Consider the following 19,379-nt stretch of genomic DNA (forward strand, 5'->3'; position numbering starts at 1 on the left):
CTTCTCTAGTATTATTTATTTAATACAGTGAAGGGGCTTGATGATGTAATCACCATCCTAACCCCCTGGTGAAAAATACTTTTCATGTATAAGCCAATAAAAGCTAACAAAAGGGCTTCTTAAGAGTCATATCGCCACTAAGAAGCCCTTTTGCTTATCATTTATTTTTTCCGATACCTCAAAAACTTCACAATCTCCATCATAATCACAGCTCCAAGAGCGAGGGAAGTCGCAATCAACCAATCGGTTATACCAAATTCGGCTGGGATGTGAAATACATCGCGAGCGAACGGTAATACGGTAATGCCGTATAGGACAAATCCAAGGGCAACCGCCCCGACCACGTATTTGTTACTAAACAACCCAATGCTGATGGCTGATTTCGTATTGGATCGTGTGGCGAATGTCTGGAGCGTTCTGGATAGAATTAAGGTGGTAAAGGCCATCGCAACGCCCATTTCATTGGAATGGCTTAAGCCGATATAGAAGGAGCTCGTTACAGCAATCGCAATCAATGTGCCTCTTGTTAAGACGGCTTGGATCGTTTTTCTATCAAAAATTCCTTCATCAACAGGGCGTGGTTTTCGTTTCATGACGTTTGGTTCAGATTTCTCTACTCCTAACGCAATGGCAGGAAGTGAGTCGTTGACTAGGTTAATGAATAACAGCTGCAAGGCAGTGAAAGGGTTTGGCAGGTTAAAGATTACGGCATATAAAATAGTAAGGATGGCTCCTAAATTCCCTGCAAATAAGTAGCTGATCGCCTTCTTGATGTTATCAAATACCGTACGTCCAACTTGTACGGCATTGACGATGGAGACGAAATTATCATCAGTTAAAATCATGGCAGAGGCATCTTTGGCAACGTCGGTACCACTGCCCATTGCAATCCCTATGTCTGCTTGCTTGAGAGCGGGGGCATCGTTGACACCGTCACCCGTCATCGCTGTAACAGCGTTGCGATTTTGCAGGGACCTGACAATGCGTATTTTATTTTCTGGGGATACGCGGGCATATACAGCAATCTTGTCTAACTTTTGTTCTAATTCCTCATCGGACATGTGGTCCAGTTCTTTTCCTGTAACAGCAAGATCCTCTTTCTCCATTAAGCCGATTTCTCGTCCAATCGCTTGAGCGGTTGTTTTGTGATCGCCGGTAATCATAATGGGGCGAATACCTGCTTGTTTGGCTTGGGCAATAGAATCATAGACCTCTTCCCGTGGAGGGTCCATCATTGCCGTTAAACCGACCAATACGAAGTCCTTCTCATCGTCATGAGTAATGTCTTCTGTTCCGTCTGGTAAAGGTTTGTAACCGAGTGCTAATACCCGGAGGGCCTGCTTTGAAAAATCCTCATTTGCTTTTCTGAAACGATCGATCATATCCTCTGTTAGAGTCTGTTCTTCTCCATCTACTAACACGTAGCTTGCGCGGTCGAACATCACATCAGGACCACCCTTCGAAAGCATCAGGGTATTTTCATCCATCTGATGAACCGTGGACATCAACTTGCGCTCAGAATCAAATGGTAATTCTGCTATACGTGGATAAAGGTCTTGTATTTGTTCATACCCCGCTGTATGCTCGTTAGCGAATTGAATGAGCGCAATCTCTGTCGGATCTCCTACTTCTTGCTTATCCTGATTGATATACGAGTCATTACAAAGGGTGCCGATTTGAACAAGCAGTTGTTCTGCTTTATCCCAATTCGCATCGTCTTCTGGTAAGCTCTCCCTTGGATGTAACGGTAAGAAGTAATCGGTGACCGTCATTTTATTTTGCGTTAAGGTTCCGGTCTTGTCTGTACATATAATACTCGTCGAACCTAATGTCTCTACCGCAGGAAGTTTGCGGATGATAGCATGTTGTTTTGCCATTTTATTTGTTCCAACAGAAAGGACGATCGTCACGATGGATTGGAGCGCTTCAGGAATCGCAGCAACTGCAATGGCCACTGAGAACATAAGAGCATTGATCAAGGCTGTTGTGGTATCTGTTTCGCCATCACCAAACCAAATACGGGCTGCTTGAACAGCAAAAATGAGCACACAAAGAATGAGAATCCCGATGCCAAGCCTCTTACTAAAGACATTTAAGTTACGTTGCAATGGTGTCTCTTTTTGTTCTGCCGAAGAGAGCATGTCAGCTATTTTACCAACCTCTGTTTCTTCGCCTGTCCCTGTGACGACAAACGTACCACGACCGTATACAACGAGGGAACTGCTAAATACCATATTACGCTGGTCACCAAGTGTTACTTCTTCTTCAATGACTTCTGGCGATTTCTCTACCGCTTCTGACTCGCCCGTTAACATCCCTTCATTCGCTTTTAACGAGCCGCTTTCTAATACACGTCCGTCCGCAGGAACGTAATCGCCGGCTTCCAGATACACTAGATCTCCCATCACAAGCTCCCTGGCCTCTATCGTTTGCTTCACCCCATCCCGCATCACGTTTGCCTCAGGAGCTGACAAATCCCTTAAAGATTCAAGGGAGCTTTCTGCTTTCCTCGTTTGCACGACACTAATGACCGAGTTAATAAGCAATACCAGGAAAATAATCAGCGATTCTACGATCTCACCAATGATGATTTGCACACCGGCTGCTGCCAGTAGGACGACAACCATTGGATCTTTGAACGTCTCGATAAAGAGTTTCCAGGTAGGCACTCTTTCTTTGTTTTCCAGTTCATTATAACCATCACGCTGCAGCCTTGTTTGCACTTCGTCACTGGTTAAGCCTTCCTTTGTGGAATTGGTTTCTCTTAGTATGTCTGAAGTGCTTTGTTGATAATACTCCATCTCATTCCTCCTCTGCGTTCTTTTCCTATTTGCATCCTTTAAAATAATTAAAAGCTTATCAACGAGAACATGATTCAAGTCAATAACTTCCAACCGTAACGTTTCGATTTCTATGGTGTATCCCTTTTTAAAAGTGTCTCCTAATTCATTTGTAATTAATCCGCCTCGTAGTATGAAAACCTGGATTTTCGAAACGGTCCTCTACTAATGCAAAATAACGGAGAAAGATAGGAACAGTTAATTGACCATCCACCGACCTAGAATCGTTGTCACGTCGTGCAATTTCCCCTAATTCTTAGTTGCTTCAAGCTATGATGGTCCGAACGAACGATCACCTCGTTCACATCTACAAGGGTTGATTATTTCGACGACCATAGGAAAGAAAACCCTTTTCTAAATCCCCAATTTTCTAAGTGGCAGTTGCTCACTCGACCGATCCAGATCTTAGGAGTAATATAGTTGCTTTTAATACAGTAATGTTTATAATATACCTATAGGGGTATTTGGGAAATCCTTATGAGGTGCCCTAAAGGAAGAGTATGAGAATACCTTCCGGGAGATAAGATAGTATAGGAACACCATGTCTGACATAAGAAATTCCTGTCACAAAAAGGAAACTGAAGAGGATGTGATCATCATGTTCAACAAAAAAAAGTTTCAAAATCACTGGCTTTTCAACTATGAGAAGCGACATTTGAAAAACGACTTTTCAGCCGGGCTGATTGTGGCAATCATGCTTATTCCTCAGGGAATGGCCTATTCGATGCTCGCCGGATTACCTCCGGTGATCGGTCTTTACGCTTCCACCATTCCTCTAATCATATACGCGCTGCTGGGCTCTTCTAAGCAACTCGCCGTTGGGCCGGTTGCAATGGTATCACTCCTGGTACTGTCCGGGGTATCGACAATGGCAGAGCCCGGGTCCGGAGAGTATATTTCCCTTGTTCTCCTGCTATCATTGATGGTGGGTGTGATTCAACTCTCGATGGGACTGCTGCGATTAGGATTTGTCGTGAATTTCCTCTCCCATGCGGTCATCAGTGGTTTCACTTCGGCTGCTGCTTTAATCATCGGTTTGAGTCAGCTGAAGAACCTTATCGGTGTCGATCTTGCAGGTCAAAAGAACATATTCATTATAATGTCAGATGCGGTTACGAGAATATCAGAAATCAACTGGACGACCTTTGCGATAGGGATCGGGAGCATTCTGCTGCTTGTCATTTTCAAAAAGAAAGCCCCGCAATTCCCAGCTCCGCTTGTCGTAGTTGTCGCAAGCACGCTTCTCGTCTATTTTTTCAAACTTGAGGAGCGGGGGGTCAGTATTATAAAGGATGTACCGGATGGTCTGCCGGCCCTGAGTGTTCCAGCATTCAATATGGATTCCGTAATGGCTCTACTTCCGATTGCTCTGACTATTTCGTTCGTGGGCTTCATGGAATCTATCGCAGTAGCAAAAGCCATTGCATCAAAAGAAAAATACAAAGTGGATTCAAACCAGGAGCTTACAGGCCTTGGTGCGGCTAACATTGTCGGTTCGTTCTTTTCCGCTTCGCCTGTCACAGGCGGGTTTTCACGTACAGCCGTGAACTATCAGGCAGGGGCTAAATCAGGACTTGCCTCTATTATTACAGCCGTACTCATCATGATAACCCTTCTTTTCTTTACGGGCTTGTTTTATTACCTGCCGAATGCCGTGCTTGCGGCAATCATCATGGTGGCTGTATTCGGACTCATTAATGTGAAAGAAGCGAAACACCTGTTCCGTATTAAGAAATCAGATGGCTGGATTCTCGTTCTTACTTTTGTAGCAACACTCGTGACAGGGATTGAATCAGGGATTCTGATCGGTGCTGGAGCGGCTCTCTTGTTGTTCATCTGGAACAGCGCCTACCCTCATACAGCCGTGCTTGGCTACGTGCAGGAAGAAGGAGTTTACCGAAACGTAAAACGTTACCCTGAGGCGCTCGAGCATACGGATACGCTCATCTTTCGAATGGATGCCTCGCTGTACTTTGCCAATTTCGCTTTTATGGAAGAAAAAATCAGGAACATCCTCGGAGACCGCCCGGAGGTAACGAAAGTCATTCTCGACTTCTCCGGAGTGAACCGGATGGATGGGGTCGCTGTGGACGAACTGGAGAAATTGATCGATGAATACGACGAAGCCGGTGTGCACATACATCTGGCTCAGGTGAAAGGTCCGGTCCGTGATTTGCTGGAACGTGCAAGCTGGGAGGAAAAGTACGGAGAACGCATTACACATCCCCAGGTCAAAGAAGCAGTCAGTTATTAAGAAGCGGAAAGCCCGCCAATTATAAAATGGCGGGCTGGCTTTTTACTATATCAAGAATCAATTTGTGGAGACTTTTACAATCGTTGCGGGACCGGCTATGGTAATCGTCATCGTTCCGTTTATGTTGTACAAAAATAAGGGGGCTTTTTTACTTTCATTGGTTTTTACGAGATGTAAGGCGTCTTACAGTTCTGTTTTCATAAAACCTATATAATAGAAGGAAATAAGTCGAGGTTGAAGCTTGGGAGGGGGAAAGTTGCTGTCCCAGCCCCTATTTTTCTAAAAATGTCTACTAACTGAAGTAAGGAGCTTGATGATGAATGTCTTCTATATTATGGATGGATGCGGCGTATGTGCACAGGCGATGCACCATTAAAATCAAAAAGAAATCGATTATAAAATAGGCAATATCTTAGAAGAAACCAGCGCCAGGAAAGATTTAAAGGACTTAATCGGTGAAGTACACACCCCTGTATTGGTAAATGACAAGGGAATATGGAAGGGACGGGGCTGTTATGTCTTTGCTGATAAACGACGGTTCATGCCTTCATCCGTTTAGAAGTAGGGAGAATTTAAAATTCACTGCCTCGATCTCCATAATAAAGGGCAATAAGCTTAATAACTAAAAACCCGGCGGAAAAAGGGATATTCCGCCGGGTTTTTAGTTTCTGAAACTATTTCATGAAGTTATGGTTACTCTGGGAAGAGTCGACTTTGATACCATACTCCTTGGTAATTAAACAGACATGATCCCTTTTTACTTAGAGATTCCACAAGGTAATGTCCTCTCCAAGCTCATTTTGGGTTAAGGCACCTTTAATATCCATAATGATTCCTTTTCCATCCTTTAATAAACGTTGAAAAGTACTTACAGGAAGGCTGGTGAAAAATTTATGAGGGACGGCTAAAATCAATACATCAGATTCTTCTAGTTGGTGTAAATCTTTTAACTCATCCTTAAAGTGGTTATGGTCAACGTGAGGGTCGCACACCTGGACATTTACATCTAAATCCTTTAGTTTTTCTACTATTTCAAGAGCTTTAGAATTTCTTGTGTCTGGAAGATTCTGTTTGAATGTAACTCCTAGAACGGTAATGGTGAGGTCTTTTAAATTCTTTTTATGAATCGTCATTTGTTCCAACAACGTCTTTACAATATATTCTGGCATGTAATCGTTTATTTCCCTTGCTGATTCAATAAATTTCGGGGTATATCCGACTGATTTCGATTTATGAATTAAGTAGTAGGGATCGACTCCTATACAGTGCCCCCCAACCAGACCTGGATAAAATGGATTGAAATTCCATTTTGTTGAGGCAGCTTTAATGGCTTCATGCGTATTGATTCCCAATTTATTGAATATTATTGAAATCTCATTCATAAATGCGATATTAATATCTCTTTGTGTATTCTCTATAATTTTAGAAGCCTCGGCAACTTTAATGGAGGCTGCTTTATACACTTCAGCAGTAATCACACGTTGGTAGATCGAATAGATAGTGTCTAATGTTTCTTTATCTTGAGCAGCTACGATTTTATTAATGGTTTGAAATGTATGGTCCTTATCTCCGGGGTTTATTCTTTCTGGAGAATACCCTACGTGAAAGTCAGATCCTGCTTCTAAACCTGATTCTCGCTCAAGGATCGGGAGACACACTTCCTCTGTTGCTCCTGGAAAAACGGTCGATTCATATACAACAATTGTCCCTGGGGAAAGGTTTTTCCCCAGAACTGTGGAGGCTTGCTTTAAGTAAGTCAAATCCGGCTCTTGGTTGACTGAGATTGGCGTTGGGACTGCTACTATTATGAAGTTACAGGCTCCCAGATCTTTTTCGTTCGATGTAAATTTAATACGTGCTTCTCTTAATTGTTCTTCAGAAATTTCTTTAGTATAGTCATAAAACTGGTTTAAAGAACTAATTCTAGCTTCATTAATATCATATCCAATGACCTTGTATTCTTTAGAAAATCCTATGGCTACAGGCAGACCTACATAACCGAGTCCTACTACCCCTATAACTTGAGTGGAATCGGCACTATCCATTCTATTTATAGTCATATCATTTTTATCTTTCTCATTGCTCTCATATGACATATTTTAGTTCCCTTCATAAATCCTGATGTACTTTTTTTATATGCCATCCATCCAAAGGGGTTACAAGAGATCAACCACTGTATGTTCTATAAATAATCGGAACAGTTGGGCGGTTTCAAAATAAATTAATACAGTATGGATGGAATATGGATAAGGGAGTTTTTGCGATGATTCCTTTAATTAGTTTAAAAAAGCAATACGAAGTAATCGAAGCTGAGTTAATGGATGAAATGAGAAAGGTTCTGCGAAGCGGTCAATATATTTTAGGACCGAAAGTAAAGCAGTTAGAAGAGACCGTTGCGGAAAAATTAGGCGTGGTAAGTGCAGTTGCTGTGGCCAATGGTACAGATGCTTTAATACTTACGCTTGACGCTTATGACATAGGGGAGGGGGATGAAGTCATCACCACTCCATTCACTTTTTTTTCTACAGCCGAAGCTATTTCAAGAGTAGGTGCAAAACCCGTATTTGCAGATGTCGATCCTCAGACATATACGATTTGTCCAAATAAAATTAAAGAAAAAATAACTTCTTCTACGAAAGCGATCATTCCTGTGCATCTGTTTGGCCAATGTGCCGATATGGATGAAATCAATCGAATAGCTCGTGAGCGTGACCTGCTTGTAATCGAAGACGCCTGTCAGGCATATGGTTCAACGTACAAAGGGAAACCAGCAGGCAGTCTAGGGGACGCGGGTTGTTTCTCATTTTTTCCGACAAAGAACCTCGGCACCTTAGGAGATGGGGGGATGGTTACTACATCTGATACCCAATTAGCCCAAAAGATTCATTCCTTGAGGGTACATGGCAGCATTCAAAAATACCATCATCAAAACATTGGTTATAACAGTCGTCTGGATGAGCTGCATGCGGCCATTTTGCTGGTGGGGTTGCGACATATTGACCAGTGGAATAAACAGAGAATTGCTTTAGGAGAACGCTACCATTATAAGCTTCAAGGAATTAAACATATGAAACTGCCAAAGACAGCTGAGAACTGTCTGCATGTCTACCATTTATACTGTATTGAATCTAAAAATCGAAAACAAATCATTGAATACTTGCAAAAGAAAAACATCCAAACAGGGATTTATTATCCTTGCAGCCTTCACCTTCAGGAGGCATATCATCACTTAGGGTATCAAATGGGAGACTTTCCGATTGCTGAACGGCTGTCAGAAAGACTTTTCGCGGTACCGTTATATCCTTTTCTCAGTACCGAGGATCAGGATGCAGTCATTACTGCGTTACGTGAAAGTGAGGAATTATTACAATGTTAAAGGCAGGGATAATTGGGTGCGGTAATATTTCTAAGAAACATTTAAAAACCATATCCAGGCTGGACAGCGTGGAGTTACATGCCGTGAGTGATGTGCAAAAAAGCAGGATGGAAGAAGCTGCTTCTTTTTATCGAGAAAATATTACTGACAACGCTCCTGTTAAACAGTACCAAGATTACCTGGACCTGATCCATGACTCTGAAATAGATATTATTATCATCACCGTAATATCAGGTCTACATGCAAAAATAGCCAAACAAGCACTTATAGAAAATAAACATGTGATCGTTGAAAAACCATTGGCTCTCTCTATTCGGGAGGCTGATGAAATAATAAAATTATCTCATTTAAAGCAAAAGAAAGTACTTGTGTGTCATCAACTAAGGTATCGTCCTATCTTCTTGAAATTAAAAGAACTTCTGGAAAAAGGGACTCTTGGAAAGCCATATATGGGTGCGGTGTCTGCTAGAATTAATCGTTCCCAACAGTATTATGAATCAGCTGCATGGAGAGGAACCTGGGAGCATGATGGCGGAATGCTCATCAACCAGGGCATTCATTTAGTTGATTTACTCGTATGGTTATTAGGAGATATAGATACAGTTTATGGAGAAGTTGCAAGAAACAATGAGTTAAAGGAAATAGAGGATGTTGCCACAGGTGTTATCCATTTTAATAATAACGCTAAGGGCACGATTGAAGTGAACACCATTACTAAGCCGGCCACCCAGGGTTATTGCCTTTCTCTGTATTTTGAAAAAGGAACCATCATTCTTGGCGGCGCTGGATTTGATAAGCTGGAGCATTGTTTTATAGAAGGTGAAGATCAACTTGTACGTGAATTAAAGGAAGCATGTAAGCAGAAAGATGAACAAATTTTAATGTACCAAAATTTCATAGATTCTATCTTAAATCATACCTTATTAGTCGTGGATGCCTCAGAAGGAAAAAGAGCATTGGAAGTTATTTTTGCTTTGTACAAATCAAATAATAATAGGCTGCCTGTTAAACTGCCATTGTTAAGTTTTTCTACGAAAGAAATGAAAGCCATCTCTTGTCATAAGGAGAAAATGGATGAGTGACCCCAAAATAAAAGTAGGTAAAAATGTTTCGTTCGGTAAAAATGTTGTAGTGGAAGAGAATGTAAGCATTGGAGACGATGTAGTCATCGGACACAATGTAGTTATTAAGAAAGATACTATTATCGGCAATAATGTACACATTAGCGATTTGACATTACTAGGCAGATCGCCAGGAAGTAATAAAAAGATGGCAAGAAAACCTTCCTCCACTTTACCTCCTTTAGTTATAGAAGAGGATGTGAGGATAGGGAGTAACTGTGTGATTTATAGAGGAGTTTCTATTAGGCAAGGGGTTTTCATCGGCGACCTGGCCAGCGTTAGAGAAGAAGTATCTATTGGTAACGGCAGTGTTGTGGGCAGGAACGCGATCATTGAAAATAAAACCACTATAGGTGGAAACGTCGTTATTCAAACAGGCTCTTATATTACAGCCGATATGATTATAGAAGATGACGTGTTCATCGGGCCATGTATTTCTTCTTCCAATGATAAGTATATGGGGATGGGGAACTTTCATCATCAAGGTCCAACAATTAAAAGAGGAGCAAAAATAGGCAATAATGCTACCCTACTGCCTGCCATTGTTATAGGGGAGGGTGCAATAGTTGGAGCAGGAGCAGTCGTTACTAAAGATGTACCTGCTAGAGAGGTAGTCGTAGGTAACCCATCTAGACGAATAAAATAAAGTTAGTGCTAAAGTATTAAAACATGTAATTTTCACGTTTCGCAGCTTTTATCTTTTTGGCTCTGTTAAAGTTGATTGTTGATTATTCATAAGAGGCTTATTGCGCAATAGGGCCGGATTGTTGAAGACTCAGTTTCGAGATAAAGGGGGGGCCGTTACGAGATGAGGAGGTGGCTGGTGGGGAAATAACTCGCTTTCCTATGGGGGAACGGTGAGCTTCCTCGCTCGTTTCACTCCCTGCGGGATCTCACCTAGTTCCTTCTCCCATGGGAGTCTCGCCATTTCCCCACCAACCCAGCCAGGGGAGAATAACGAACCCTTCCAGAAAAGAGAATGCTCTCCTTCTAAATAGGTCCTAAATGCTTCTATGACAAGATTTTTCACATCGTTCTAGCATGAAAATAAACGCTTTATCCTATGCTTTTTTTCTCACCAAGCAAACGGTGTGTTAAGTGGTTTCGAGTTGCTGTTTCGGCAAGGTCCGGAGGGGGACGATGCAGACTCCTGCGGGATGAACATGATCGGTGAGACCCCGCAGAGCTTGCTCGAGGAGGCTAAACACATGCCCGCGGAAAGCGAAATCGTCCCCCGAAGGACCTTTCGCTCAACAAATATCTCGAAATCAAGTCTTCCAGAAACGGGAGCTTTACTTTTAAATCAACACGGAAGTTTAACAGAGCTATCTTTTTAAGGAAGCTGGTTGAGCTGTATTTCCAGAGGCGAAAGATGGGGTTCTGCAAAATGTAAAGGTTTGTATGTGGAATAACATTTTTTAAAGATCACTTTCTTTAGTACTTACGGAACGCAAACCTGAATTTGTATAACTAATCATATTCGGATTCATTATTATTTGGGTTGTTGGCGTCAATCGTTTAATAAGTCCAATCATGTTTATTTTTTGTGCATAACTTGATGTATTAGGAATGGGGGGTGATGATTTGAAAGTAACTAAATACTGCGGTTTTTGTCCTATTTATCACTCGACATCAAAAAAATGTAAATGTCCTCCTGGCCCAACAGGTCCGATAGGTCCAATGGGCCCAGAGGGAGATACAGGAGCGACGGGTCCAACTGGTCCAGCCGGAGGAGTGGGCTTCTTTGGTTTTGATCAAATACAAGAGGCTGCGGTTTTACCAGTTGATGTTGAAACTACGGTTCTTACAGTAGCTGTGACTTCTGATGCGGGCCAATCCGTTAAAATAGATTCGGTAGCAGAAGTTGATATTATAGTAGGTTTGTCAACTACTTTCCAGTACAATATAGAGTATTCTTTGTATAGGGATGGAGCACTTTTAGCAACTATCACAGAAAATAACGAAGGAGATAAACCTGGTGGAATTGTACGCCTATTTAGTGATATTCCAAGTTTAACTTGGGTTGATCTACCAGGAGCTGGTATGCACACTTATGAGATTCGGTTAACTGTAACAGGAACTAACATATTAACAGCCACTGTAAATACAAGGTCGTTAAATGTATTTGCACTGGATTAGGGAGTAAAGCAACACAGCTTAGGCTGAGTTGCTTTTTTATAATTAATTTTAAAGTCCTAACTCAATCTCCACGAATGTATAAGCAACTATCAGTGAGAATCATACAATACTATGGTACTCGTTAAAAAGTACCTAAGTAATGAGTATAAGAATTTGTATTAAAAGGTTTAAAAAATCAAGAAAAAGGAGGTGAATCTATGACGTTTGATAATAAGATAATAAACGGAGGTTTTGAAACAGGGGCTTTACCACCTTGGATGGGTTTAAATGCTACGGTGACTTCACAATCAAGTCACTCTGGTAGTTTTAGTGCTTTATTGTCTACAAACTTAGTAGCTTTTATATCACAGACGGTTAGTGTGAACCCAGGTTTGAACTTTGAATTATTAGTATCATTATCCAAGTTAAATAATAATCCTAATCCACAAATACTACTTATAGTTGACTACTATGATGCGAATTTCAATTTCCTTAGCAGGGGTTTAGAAACAGATATAAAAGCAAATAGACTTCCCCCTTCAGGGAATTGGTTAGAAGTATATCAAACTACAACCTTAGCTCCTCCGGGATCGGTATTTGCTGTTGTTCTTATTCAGAAGTTAACTTTGCCTAATAGTACTCCGGTGCTAGTAGATGATGTAGCTTTATTATCTATAGAAGGAACAAGCGGACCGACGGGACCCACAGGCCCAACCGGAGCCACTGGTGCAACAGGGCCAACAGGCGCAATCGGAGCGACCGGAGCCACCGGAGCAACTGGTGTAACCGGAGCAACCGGAGCAACCGGAGCCACGGGAGCGACTGGAGCGACCGGAGTAACTGGAGCAACGGGAGCCACTGGAGCAACTGGAGCGACCGGAGCAACAGGACCAACTGGAGCCACTGGAGCGACAGGACCCACTGGAGCGACTGGAGCGACTGGAGCAACAGGAGCAACGGGAGCAACTGGACCAACAGGACCAACCGGAGTGACTGGAGCCACTGGTGCAACAGGACCTACCGGAGCAACGGGAGCCACTGGAGCCACTGGAGCGACCGGAGCAACGGGGCCGACTGGAGCGACCGGAGTAACCGGAGCAACAGGAGCCACCGGAGTAACAGGGGCAACGGGAGCAACTGGAGCCACTGGAGCGACCGGAGCAACGGGGCCGACTGGAGCGACCGGAGTAACCGGAGCGACCGGAGCAACGGGGCCGACTGGAGCGACCGGAGTAACCGGAGCAACAGGAGCCACCGGAGTAACAGGGGCAACGGGAGCCACTGGAGCGACTGGAGTAACTGGAGTAACCGGAGCAACAGGAGCCACCGGAGCCACCGGACCAACCGGAGTGACTGGAGCAACAGGAGCAACAGGAGCAACAGGAGCGACCGGAGCAACGGGAGCAACAGGACCAACAGGAGCGACTGGAGCAACTGGAGTGACCGGAGCAACTGGAGCAACTGGAGCAACAGGAGCGACTGGAGCAACGGGAGCAACAGGAGCGACTGGAGCAACGGGAGCAACAGGAGTGACTGGAGCAGCGGGAGCCACTGGTGCAACAGGACCAACAGGAGCGACAGGAGCAACAGGACCAACAGGAGCAACTGGAGCAACAGGACCAACAGGAGCGACCGGAGTGACTGGAGCAACTGGAGCAACTGGAGCAACTGGAGTGACTGGAGCAACTGGAGCAACAGGAGCAACAGGAGCAACAGGACCAACCGGAGTGACCGGAGCGACCGGAGCCACGGGAGCGACTGGAGCAACTGGAGCAACTGGAGCGACAGGACCAACAGGAGCGACTGGAGCAACTGGAGTGACCGGAGCAACTGGAGCCACGGGAGCAACAGGAGCAACTGGAGCCACGGGAGCAACAGGAGCAACTGGAGCCACGGGAGCCACTGGAGCGACGGGACCTACCGGACCTACCGGAGCCACGGGAGCAACAGGAGTGACTGGAGCCACGGGAGCAACAGGAGTGACTGGAGCCACGGGAGCAACAGGAGTGACTGGAGCAACGGGAGCCACTGGAGCAACCGGAGCAACAGGAGCGACCGGAGCAACGGGGCCAACCGGAGCAATCGGGGCGACCGGAGCTACGGGACCAACCGGTCCAACTGGAGCTACAGGACCTGTAAGTGAAGGAGTAATCATTGAAAATGTAGGTCCTGATGTTAGTTCACAGTTTAATGAACTGAATACAGCAGAAAGAACGCCAATCGTAGAATTGACGTCTGTCTATGGGTTGTCTGATTTGCGAGACCTAGTTGAGACAGCAGGCAGCGGATCTGTTACGAATACGACGGTTGAATACCAAGTAAGTGTTACAGGCGGAGCTACAGACTCCGCAACGTTGGATAGCGTAGAGAGAGGACGCTACATGCCTGGATACGCTGCTCAAGCAGGGATAGGTGTTCGAATTCCTACTGCAGCTTCAGATAATCAAGTATTTCGATGGGGGTTATTTGACGATCAGAATGGTGCTTTTTATGGTCAGAGTGTTGCAGATGGAGTATTCATTGGTATTAGAAGAGCTGGAACAGATCAAATCATTCCTCAATCTTCTTGGAATATAGATCCTTTGGATGGTACTGGTCCAAGTGGGCTGACTCTTGACTTAGCATTAGGTAACATTTTTCAGATTACGTTCACGTGGTATGGATACGGAGTGGTTGAGTTTAATGTTGTGGTCCAGGATCCTATTACACTTGCACAGGAAGTCGTAACTGTTAATCGCTTCCGTCCCACAAATGAAACGAGTTTCACGGATCCCAATTTACCGCTACGTGCGCAAATTGAGAATACCGGAGCATCTGAAGCGAGGGATATTTTTGTTGGTGGAAGACAGTACAGCATCCTGGGAGAATTTAATCCTGCTTTTCGTATCACATCGGATCGACGTTCCGTTACCGTAGGAACAGCAGGTGTACCTGTTTTATCCTTCCAGAGAAAACCAATCTTTCCTGCTGGTTCGGCTAGGCCGAACTCAGTAAGTGTTGTATTAGAGGGATTAGATATCGTAACTTCAGCTGATATTTATTTCCAAGTTAAAGTGGGAGGGACATTGAACACTGCTTTTACTAACTTCCCAACCGCGAATACGGATATCCCAAATTCTGAAACATCACTTTTAATCAATAACACTGCCACCACACTCACTGGAGGGCAAGTAGTTTATCAGGGAGTTGGTGCAGGTGCTCAAGGTTCAAGCAGAAACTTAGCAACAGCCACACTTCTATCTTTCGAGTTACCTGATGAACAGCCTGTCTCGTTAGTTATAGGAACTTTTAGTGGAACAACACCTGTTATTGCAGTATTTAGGGTTACAGAGGAATGGTGATCATTGGGTGTGGTCTTTCGTGGATCACACCTATTTCGTTAATAACATTGTTAAATTGATAATTATTCATTAATTCTTTAAAAGGAAGGAGGGAGATAGATGACAATCATTGAAAATATAGGGCCTAATGTCAGTTCACAATTTAATGAGTTAAAGGTGGCGCAACGAACACCTGTTATTGAGTTGAAGTCTGTATATGGATTATCAGACCTCCGCGATATTGTGGAAACGACAGGCAGTGGAACAGTTACGAATACCACCGTCGAATATCAACTGAGTGTAACTACCGGGGCAAGTGACTCTGCTACTCTAGATAGTGCAGAAAGAGGTCGTTATATGCCAGGTTATGCTGGTCAAGCGGGGATAGGGGTGCGTATCCCTGAACCAGCGGCAACTGATCAAGTGTTTCGCTGGGGACTATTTGATGACGAAAACGGTGCCTTTTACGGGCAAAACGTAACGGATGGAATATTCCTCGCTATTAGGAGAGCAGGAACTGATCTAATTATTCCGCAAACTTCATGGAATGTTGATCCTCTGGATGGATCTGGACCAAGTGGGGTAACTCTTGATTTATCGTTAGGAAATATATTTCAAATTAACTTTACTTGGTATGGGTATGGAGTTATTGAATTTAATGTCGTGATTCAAAACCCTGTGAACCTATCTCAAGAAGTTATCACTGTTCACCGATATCGCCCGGATAACGAAACAAGTTTTACAGATCCAAATTTACCTTTACGAGCCCAAATAGTAAATAGTGGGGTCACCGCTGCAAAAAATATTTTTGTGGGAGGAAGACAATATAGCATCATTGGAAAATTTGACCCTGCCTTTCGGATCACATCTGAAAGACGAACAGTGTCTGTGAATACAACAGGGATACCGGTGATTTCTTTTCAAAGAAAAGCAGTTTTCCCTGCTGGTTCAGCAAGACCTAATTCAGTAAGCGTTACTTTAGAAGGGGTCGATATCGTCACGAGTGAAGATGTTTATTTTCAGGTAATAGTTGGAGGAACATTGAATACAGCATTTGTTAATTTTCCGACTGCCACGACGGATATTCCGTTAAATGAAACGGCTTTAATGGTTAATAGTACGGCAACTACAATTGCAGGGGGAGAAGTAGTTTTTCAAGGTGTAGCTGCCAGTGATAGGGGGTCGAATAGGGATTTAGCTAACGCGAACCTTTTAGATTTTGAGTTACCCGATGATCAAATCGTATCGCTAGTAATAGGATCATTTGGAGTAAGTGCTTCTGTTTCAGCGGTATTTAGAGTCACAGAAGAGTGGTAATCAATGTGAATTAATTATCGAAATTTAGATAAAAAACTTCCATAACAATGGAAGTTTTTTATGAGGTATCAGTAGTTATTCCTGAAAGTAATAGGAATTTAATTTGATAGCTTCAATATTGGGCTTTTTTGGATTTGATCAAATGCAAGATGCTGCGGTTTTACCTATTGATGTTGAAACTACGGTTCTTACAGTAACGTTCGCTTATTTAGTGATATTCCAAGTTTAACTTGGATTGATCTGCCGGGAGCTGGGATGGACACTTACGAAATTCGATTAACTGTAACAGGTACTAACATATTAACAACCCCTGTAAATACAAGGTCGATAAATGTAGTTGCATTGGATTAGGGAGAAAAGCAACACAGCGCATGCTGCGTTGCTTTTTATTATTAACTTTAAAGTCCTAACCTAATCTCCACGAATGTATAAGCAATTATCAGTGAGAATCATAAAATACTATGGTACTCGTTAAAAAGGACCTAAGTACTGAGTATAAGAATTTGTATTAATAGGTTTAAAAAATCAAGAGAAAGGAGGTGAATCTATGACGTTTGATAATAAGATAATAAACGGAGGTTTTGAAACAGGGGCTTTACCACCTTGGATGGGTTTAAATGCTACGGTGACTTCACAATCAAGTCACTCTGGTAGTTTTAGTGCTTTATTGTCTACAAACTCAGTAGCTTTTATATCCCAGACGGTTAGTGTGAGCCCAGGTATGAACTTTGAATTCTTAGCCTCTTTATCTAAGTTAAATAATAATCCTAATCCACAAATACTGCTTATAGTGGACTACTATGCTGCGAATTTCAATTTCCTTGGTAGGGGGTTAGAAGCAAATATACAAGCAAATAGACTCCCCCCTTCAGGGAATTGGTTAGAAGTATATCAAACTACAAATGTAGCCCCTTTGGGATCGGCATTTGCTGTTGTGTTTATCCAGAAGTTATCTTTGCCTAATAGTTCTCCTGTGCTAGTAGATGATGTAGCCTTGTTATCAGTAGAAGGTACAAACGGCCCCACTGGGCCAACAGGAGCAACCGGAGCGACCGGAGTAACAGGAGCGACCGGAGCCACTGGACCAACCGGAGTAACGGGAGCCACCGGGCCAACCGGGCCAACCGGAGCAACCGGAGCCACTGGACCAACCGGAGCAACAGGGGCGACTGGACCAACGGGAGCAACCGGAGCAACTGGAGCGACAGGACCAACCGGAGCAACAGGGTCTACTGGAGCGACGGGACCAACAGGATCAACTGGAGCCACAGGAGTGACTGGAGCAACCGGAGCCACAGGATCAACTGGAGCGACTGGATCCACCGGAGCGACGGGACCAACAGGAGTGACGGGAGCCACCGGTCCAACTGGAGCGACAGGAGCAACTGGACCAACAGGACCAACTGGTGCCACCGGAGCCACGGGAGCCACGGGGCCAACAGGAGCCACGGGAGCCACCGGAGCCACAGGGTCTACTGGAGCAATTGGAGCGACAGGTGCAACCGGAGCCGCGGGAGCCACAGGACCAACGGGAACGACTGGAGCAACCGGGCCAACAGGAGCCACGGGGCCAACAGGAGCCACTGGAGTAACTGGTGCCACCGGAGTAACAGGAGCCACAGGGTCTACTGGAGCCACGGGGCCAACAGGAGCCACTGGAGTAACTGGTGCCACCGGAGTAACAGGAGCCACAGGGTCTACTGGAGCGACAGGACCAACTGGATCCACCGGAGCAACCGGAGCAACCGGAGCAACCGGGTCTACTGGAGCGACGGGACCAACAGGAGCCACTGGAGTAACTGGTGCAACAGGAGCAACCGGAGCAACCGGGTCTACTGGAGCGACGGGACCAACAGGAGCCACTGGAGTAACTGGTGCAACAGGAGCAACCGGAGCAACCGGGTCTACTGGAGCGACGGGACCAACAGGAGCCACTGGAGTAACTGGTGCAACAGGAGCAACCGGAGCCACAGGGTCTACTGGAGCGACGGGACCAACTGGAGCAACAGGAGTGACGGGAGCCACCGGTCCAACTGGAGCGACAGGAGCAACTGGACCAACAGGAGCAACTGGACCAACAGGACCAACTGGGGCCACCGGAGCCACGGGAGCCACAGGAGCGATGGGACCAACAGGAGTGACGGGAGCCACCGGTCCAACTGGAGCGACAGGAGCAACTGGACCAACAGGAGCAACTGGACCAACAGGACCAACTGGGGCCACCGGAGCCACGGGAGCCACAGGAGCGACGGGACCAACAGGAGTGACGGGAGCCACCGGTCCAACTGGAGCAACGGGGCCAACAGGAGCCACGGGAGCCACAGGGTCTACTGGAGCAATTGGAGCGACAGGTGCAACCGGAGCCGCGGGAGCCACAGGACCAACGGGAACGACTGGAGCAACCGGGCCAACAGGAGCAACTGGTGCAACAGGACCAACAGGAGACATATTAGATTTCGCAGATTTCTTTGCACTTATGCCGCCTGATAACGCTGCTACGGTAGCACCGGGTACTGATGTAAGCTTTCCGCAAGATGGTGATAGTAGTCCTGGTACCGGTATTACACGTCTTAATAACACGCAATTTAATTTAGCAGACATCGGATTCTATCAGATTTTGTTTCAAGTTAGTGTCACGGAGGCTGGGCAGCTAATACTGACTTTAAATGGTGCAGATTTGGCAAAAACAGTAGTGGGGCGAGCAACGGGGACGTCTCAGATTATAGGAATGGCTCTCGTACAAACAACTGTAATAAATTCAGTAGTGACGGTACGAAATCCTGCAGGGAATGCTGCTGCATTAACGATTACACCATTGGCCGGGGGGACTCGTCCAGTTTCTGCAAACCTTGTGATAACTAGGTATCTATAGTCATTAAATTTAAAGATTAGCCATTTTACTTTATGGCTAATCTTCTATATTATTCGAAGATGAATATTGTAAGGTGAATAATTAACGCTTACTTATTAAAGCCGCAAAAGACCAAAAAATGAAACGTTTATGTTAAATAAAAAGGTCTATGTGCAGTTTTT

General features: G+C 44.6%; 10 protein-coding genes. 8 read left to right on the forward strand and 2 right to left on the reverse strand.

Annotated elements, in window-relative coordinates; translation table 11 throughout:
• Nucleotides 1-161 precede the first annotated feature (161 nt).
• Entirely contained in the window at nt 162-2,801 is a 2,640-nt protein-coding gene (locus HBHAL_RS07035; RefSeq protein ID WP_014642667.1) for a cation-translocating P-type ATPase, read from the reverse strand.
• A gap of 637 nt (nt 2,802-3,438) precedes the next feature.
• Between HBHAL_RS07035 and HBHAL_RS07040 the strand changes: the two genes are divergently transcribed.
• A complete protein-coding gene (locus HBHAL_RS07040; RefSeq protein ID WP_041601243.1) occupies nt 3,439-5,094 on the forward strand; it encodes a SulP family inorganic anion transporter in 1,656 nt (551 codons plus the stop codon).
• A gap of 761 nt (nt 5,095-5,855) precedes the next feature.
• Here the strand turns inward: HBHAL_RS07040 and HBHAL_RS07045 are convergent.
• On the reverse strand, nt 5,856-7,154 hold the full coding sequence (locus tag HBHAL_RS07045; protein ID WP_223254268.1) for a nucleotide sugar dehydrogenase: 1,299 nt from the start codon (nt 7,152-7,154) through the stop codon (nt 5,856-5,858).
• A 203-nt stretch (nt 7,155-7,357) separates the two neighbouring features.
• Between HBHAL_RS07045 and HBHAL_RS07050 the strand changes: the two genes are divergently transcribed.
• The 7 genes from HBHAL_RS07050 to HBHAL_RS07085 all read left to right on the forward strand — a co-directional run bounded on the left by HBHAL_RS07050 (nt 7,358) and on the right by HBHAL_RS07085 (nt 19,218).
• Entirely contained in the window at nt 7,358-8,470 is a 1,113-nt protein-coding gene (locus tag HBHAL_RS07050; RefSeq protein WP_014642671.1) for a DegT/DnrJ/EryC1/StrS family aminotransferase, read from the forward strand.
• Nucleotides 8,464-9,552: a Gfo/Idh/MocA family protein gene (locus HBHAL_RS07055; RefSeq protein WP_014642672.1), complete on the forward strand. Its 1,089-nt coding sequence runs from the start codon at nt 8,464-8,466 to the stop codon at nt 9,550-9,552. The genes HBHAL_RS07050 and HBHAL_RS07055 overlap by 7 nt, the downstream gene beginning before the upstream one ends.
• Nucleotides 9,545-10,237, forward strand: coding sequence for an acyltransferase (locus HBHAL_RS07060; RefSeq protein WP_014642673.1), 693 nt, complete (start codon nt 9,545-9,547; stop codon nt 10,235-10,237). The genes HBHAL_RS07055 and HBHAL_RS07060 overlap by 8 nt, the downstream gene beginning before the upstream one ends.
• 1,034 nt (nt 10,238-11,271) lie before the next feature.
• Complete coding sequence (locus tag HBHAL_RS21820) at nt 11,272-11,730, forward strand: hypothetical protein (RefSeq protein WP_158512355.1); 459 nt, start codon at nt 11,272-11,274, stop codon at nt 11,728-11,730.
• A gap of 197 nt (nt 11,731-11,927) precedes the next feature.
• Nucleotides 11,928-15,050, forward strand: coding sequence for an NTTRR-F1 domain (locus HBHAL_RS21825; RefSeq protein ID WP_014642676.1), 3,123 nt, complete (start codon nt 11,928-11,930; stop codon nt 15,048-15,050).
• A 99-nt stretch (nt 15,051-15,149) separates the two neighbouring features.
• Nucleotides 15,150-16,346 carry a hypothetical protein gene (locus HBHAL_RS07080; protein WP_014642677.1) on the forward strand — a complete coding sequence of 399 codons (1,197 nt, stop codon included), beginning with the start codon at nt 15,150-15,152 and terminating at the stop codon, nt 16,344-16,346.
• Nucleotides 16,347-16,893: 547 nt separating this feature from the next.
• Nucleotides 16,894-19,218, forward strand: coding sequence for an NTTRR-F1 domain (locus HBHAL_RS07085; protein ID WP_014642679.1), 2,325 nt, complete (start codon nt 16,894-16,896; stop codon nt 19,216-19,218).
• Nucleotides 19,219-19,379: the final 161 nt, after the last annotated feature.

Origin of the sequence: Halobacillus halophilus DSM 2266, assembly GCF_000284515.1 — a bacterium.
Taxonomy (GTDB): Bacteria; Bacillota; Bacilli; order Bacillales; family Halobacillaceae; genus Halobacillus; species Halobacillus halophilus.

What these genes read in the sequence shown, in the direction of transcription:
- HBHAL_RS07045 (WP_223254268.1), bottom strand. Translation starts at nt 7,154, where the DNA reads ATGACTATAAATAGAATGGATAGTGCCGATTCCACTCAAGTTATAGGG.
- HBHAL_RS07080 (WP_014642677.1), top strand. Translation starts at nt 15,150, where the DNA reads ATGACAATCATTGAAAATATAGGGCCTAATGTCAGTTCACAATTTAAT.
- HBHAL_RS07050 (WP_014642671.1), top strand. Translation starts at nt 7,358, where the DNA reads ATGATTCCTTTAATTAGTTTAAAAAAGCAATACGAAGTAATCGAAGCT.
- HBHAL_RS07040 (WP_041601243.1), top strand. Translation starts at nt 3,439, where the DNA reads ATGTTCAACAAAAAAAAGTTTCAAAATCACTGGCTTTTCAACTATGAG.
- HBHAL_RS21820 (WP_158512355.1), top strand. Translation starts at nt 11,272, where the DNA reads ATGGGCCCAGAGGGAGATACAGGAGCGACGGGTCCAACTGGTCCAGCC.
- HBHAL_RS07035 (WP_014642667.1), bottom strand. Translation starts at nt 2,801, where the DNA reads ATGGAGTATTATCAACAAAGCACTTCAGACATACTAAGAGAAACCAAT.
- HBHAL_RS07055 (WP_014642672.1), top strand. Translation starts at nt 8,464, where the DNA reads ATGTTAAAGGCAGGGATAATTGGGTGCGGTAATATTTCTAAGAAACAT.
- HBHAL_RS07085 (WP_014642679.1), top strand. Translation starts at nt 16,894, where the DNA reads ATGACGTTTGATAATAAGATAATAAACGGAGGTTTTGAAACAGGGGCT.
- HBHAL_RS07060 (WP_014642673.1), top strand. Translation starts at nt 9,545, where the DNA reads ATGAGTGACCCCAAAATAAAAGTAGGTAAAAATGTTTCGTTCGGTAAA.
- HBHAL_RS21825 (WP_014642676.1), top strand. Translation starts at nt 11,928, where the DNA reads ATGACGTTTGATAATAAGATAATAAACGGAGGTTTTGAAACAGGGGCT.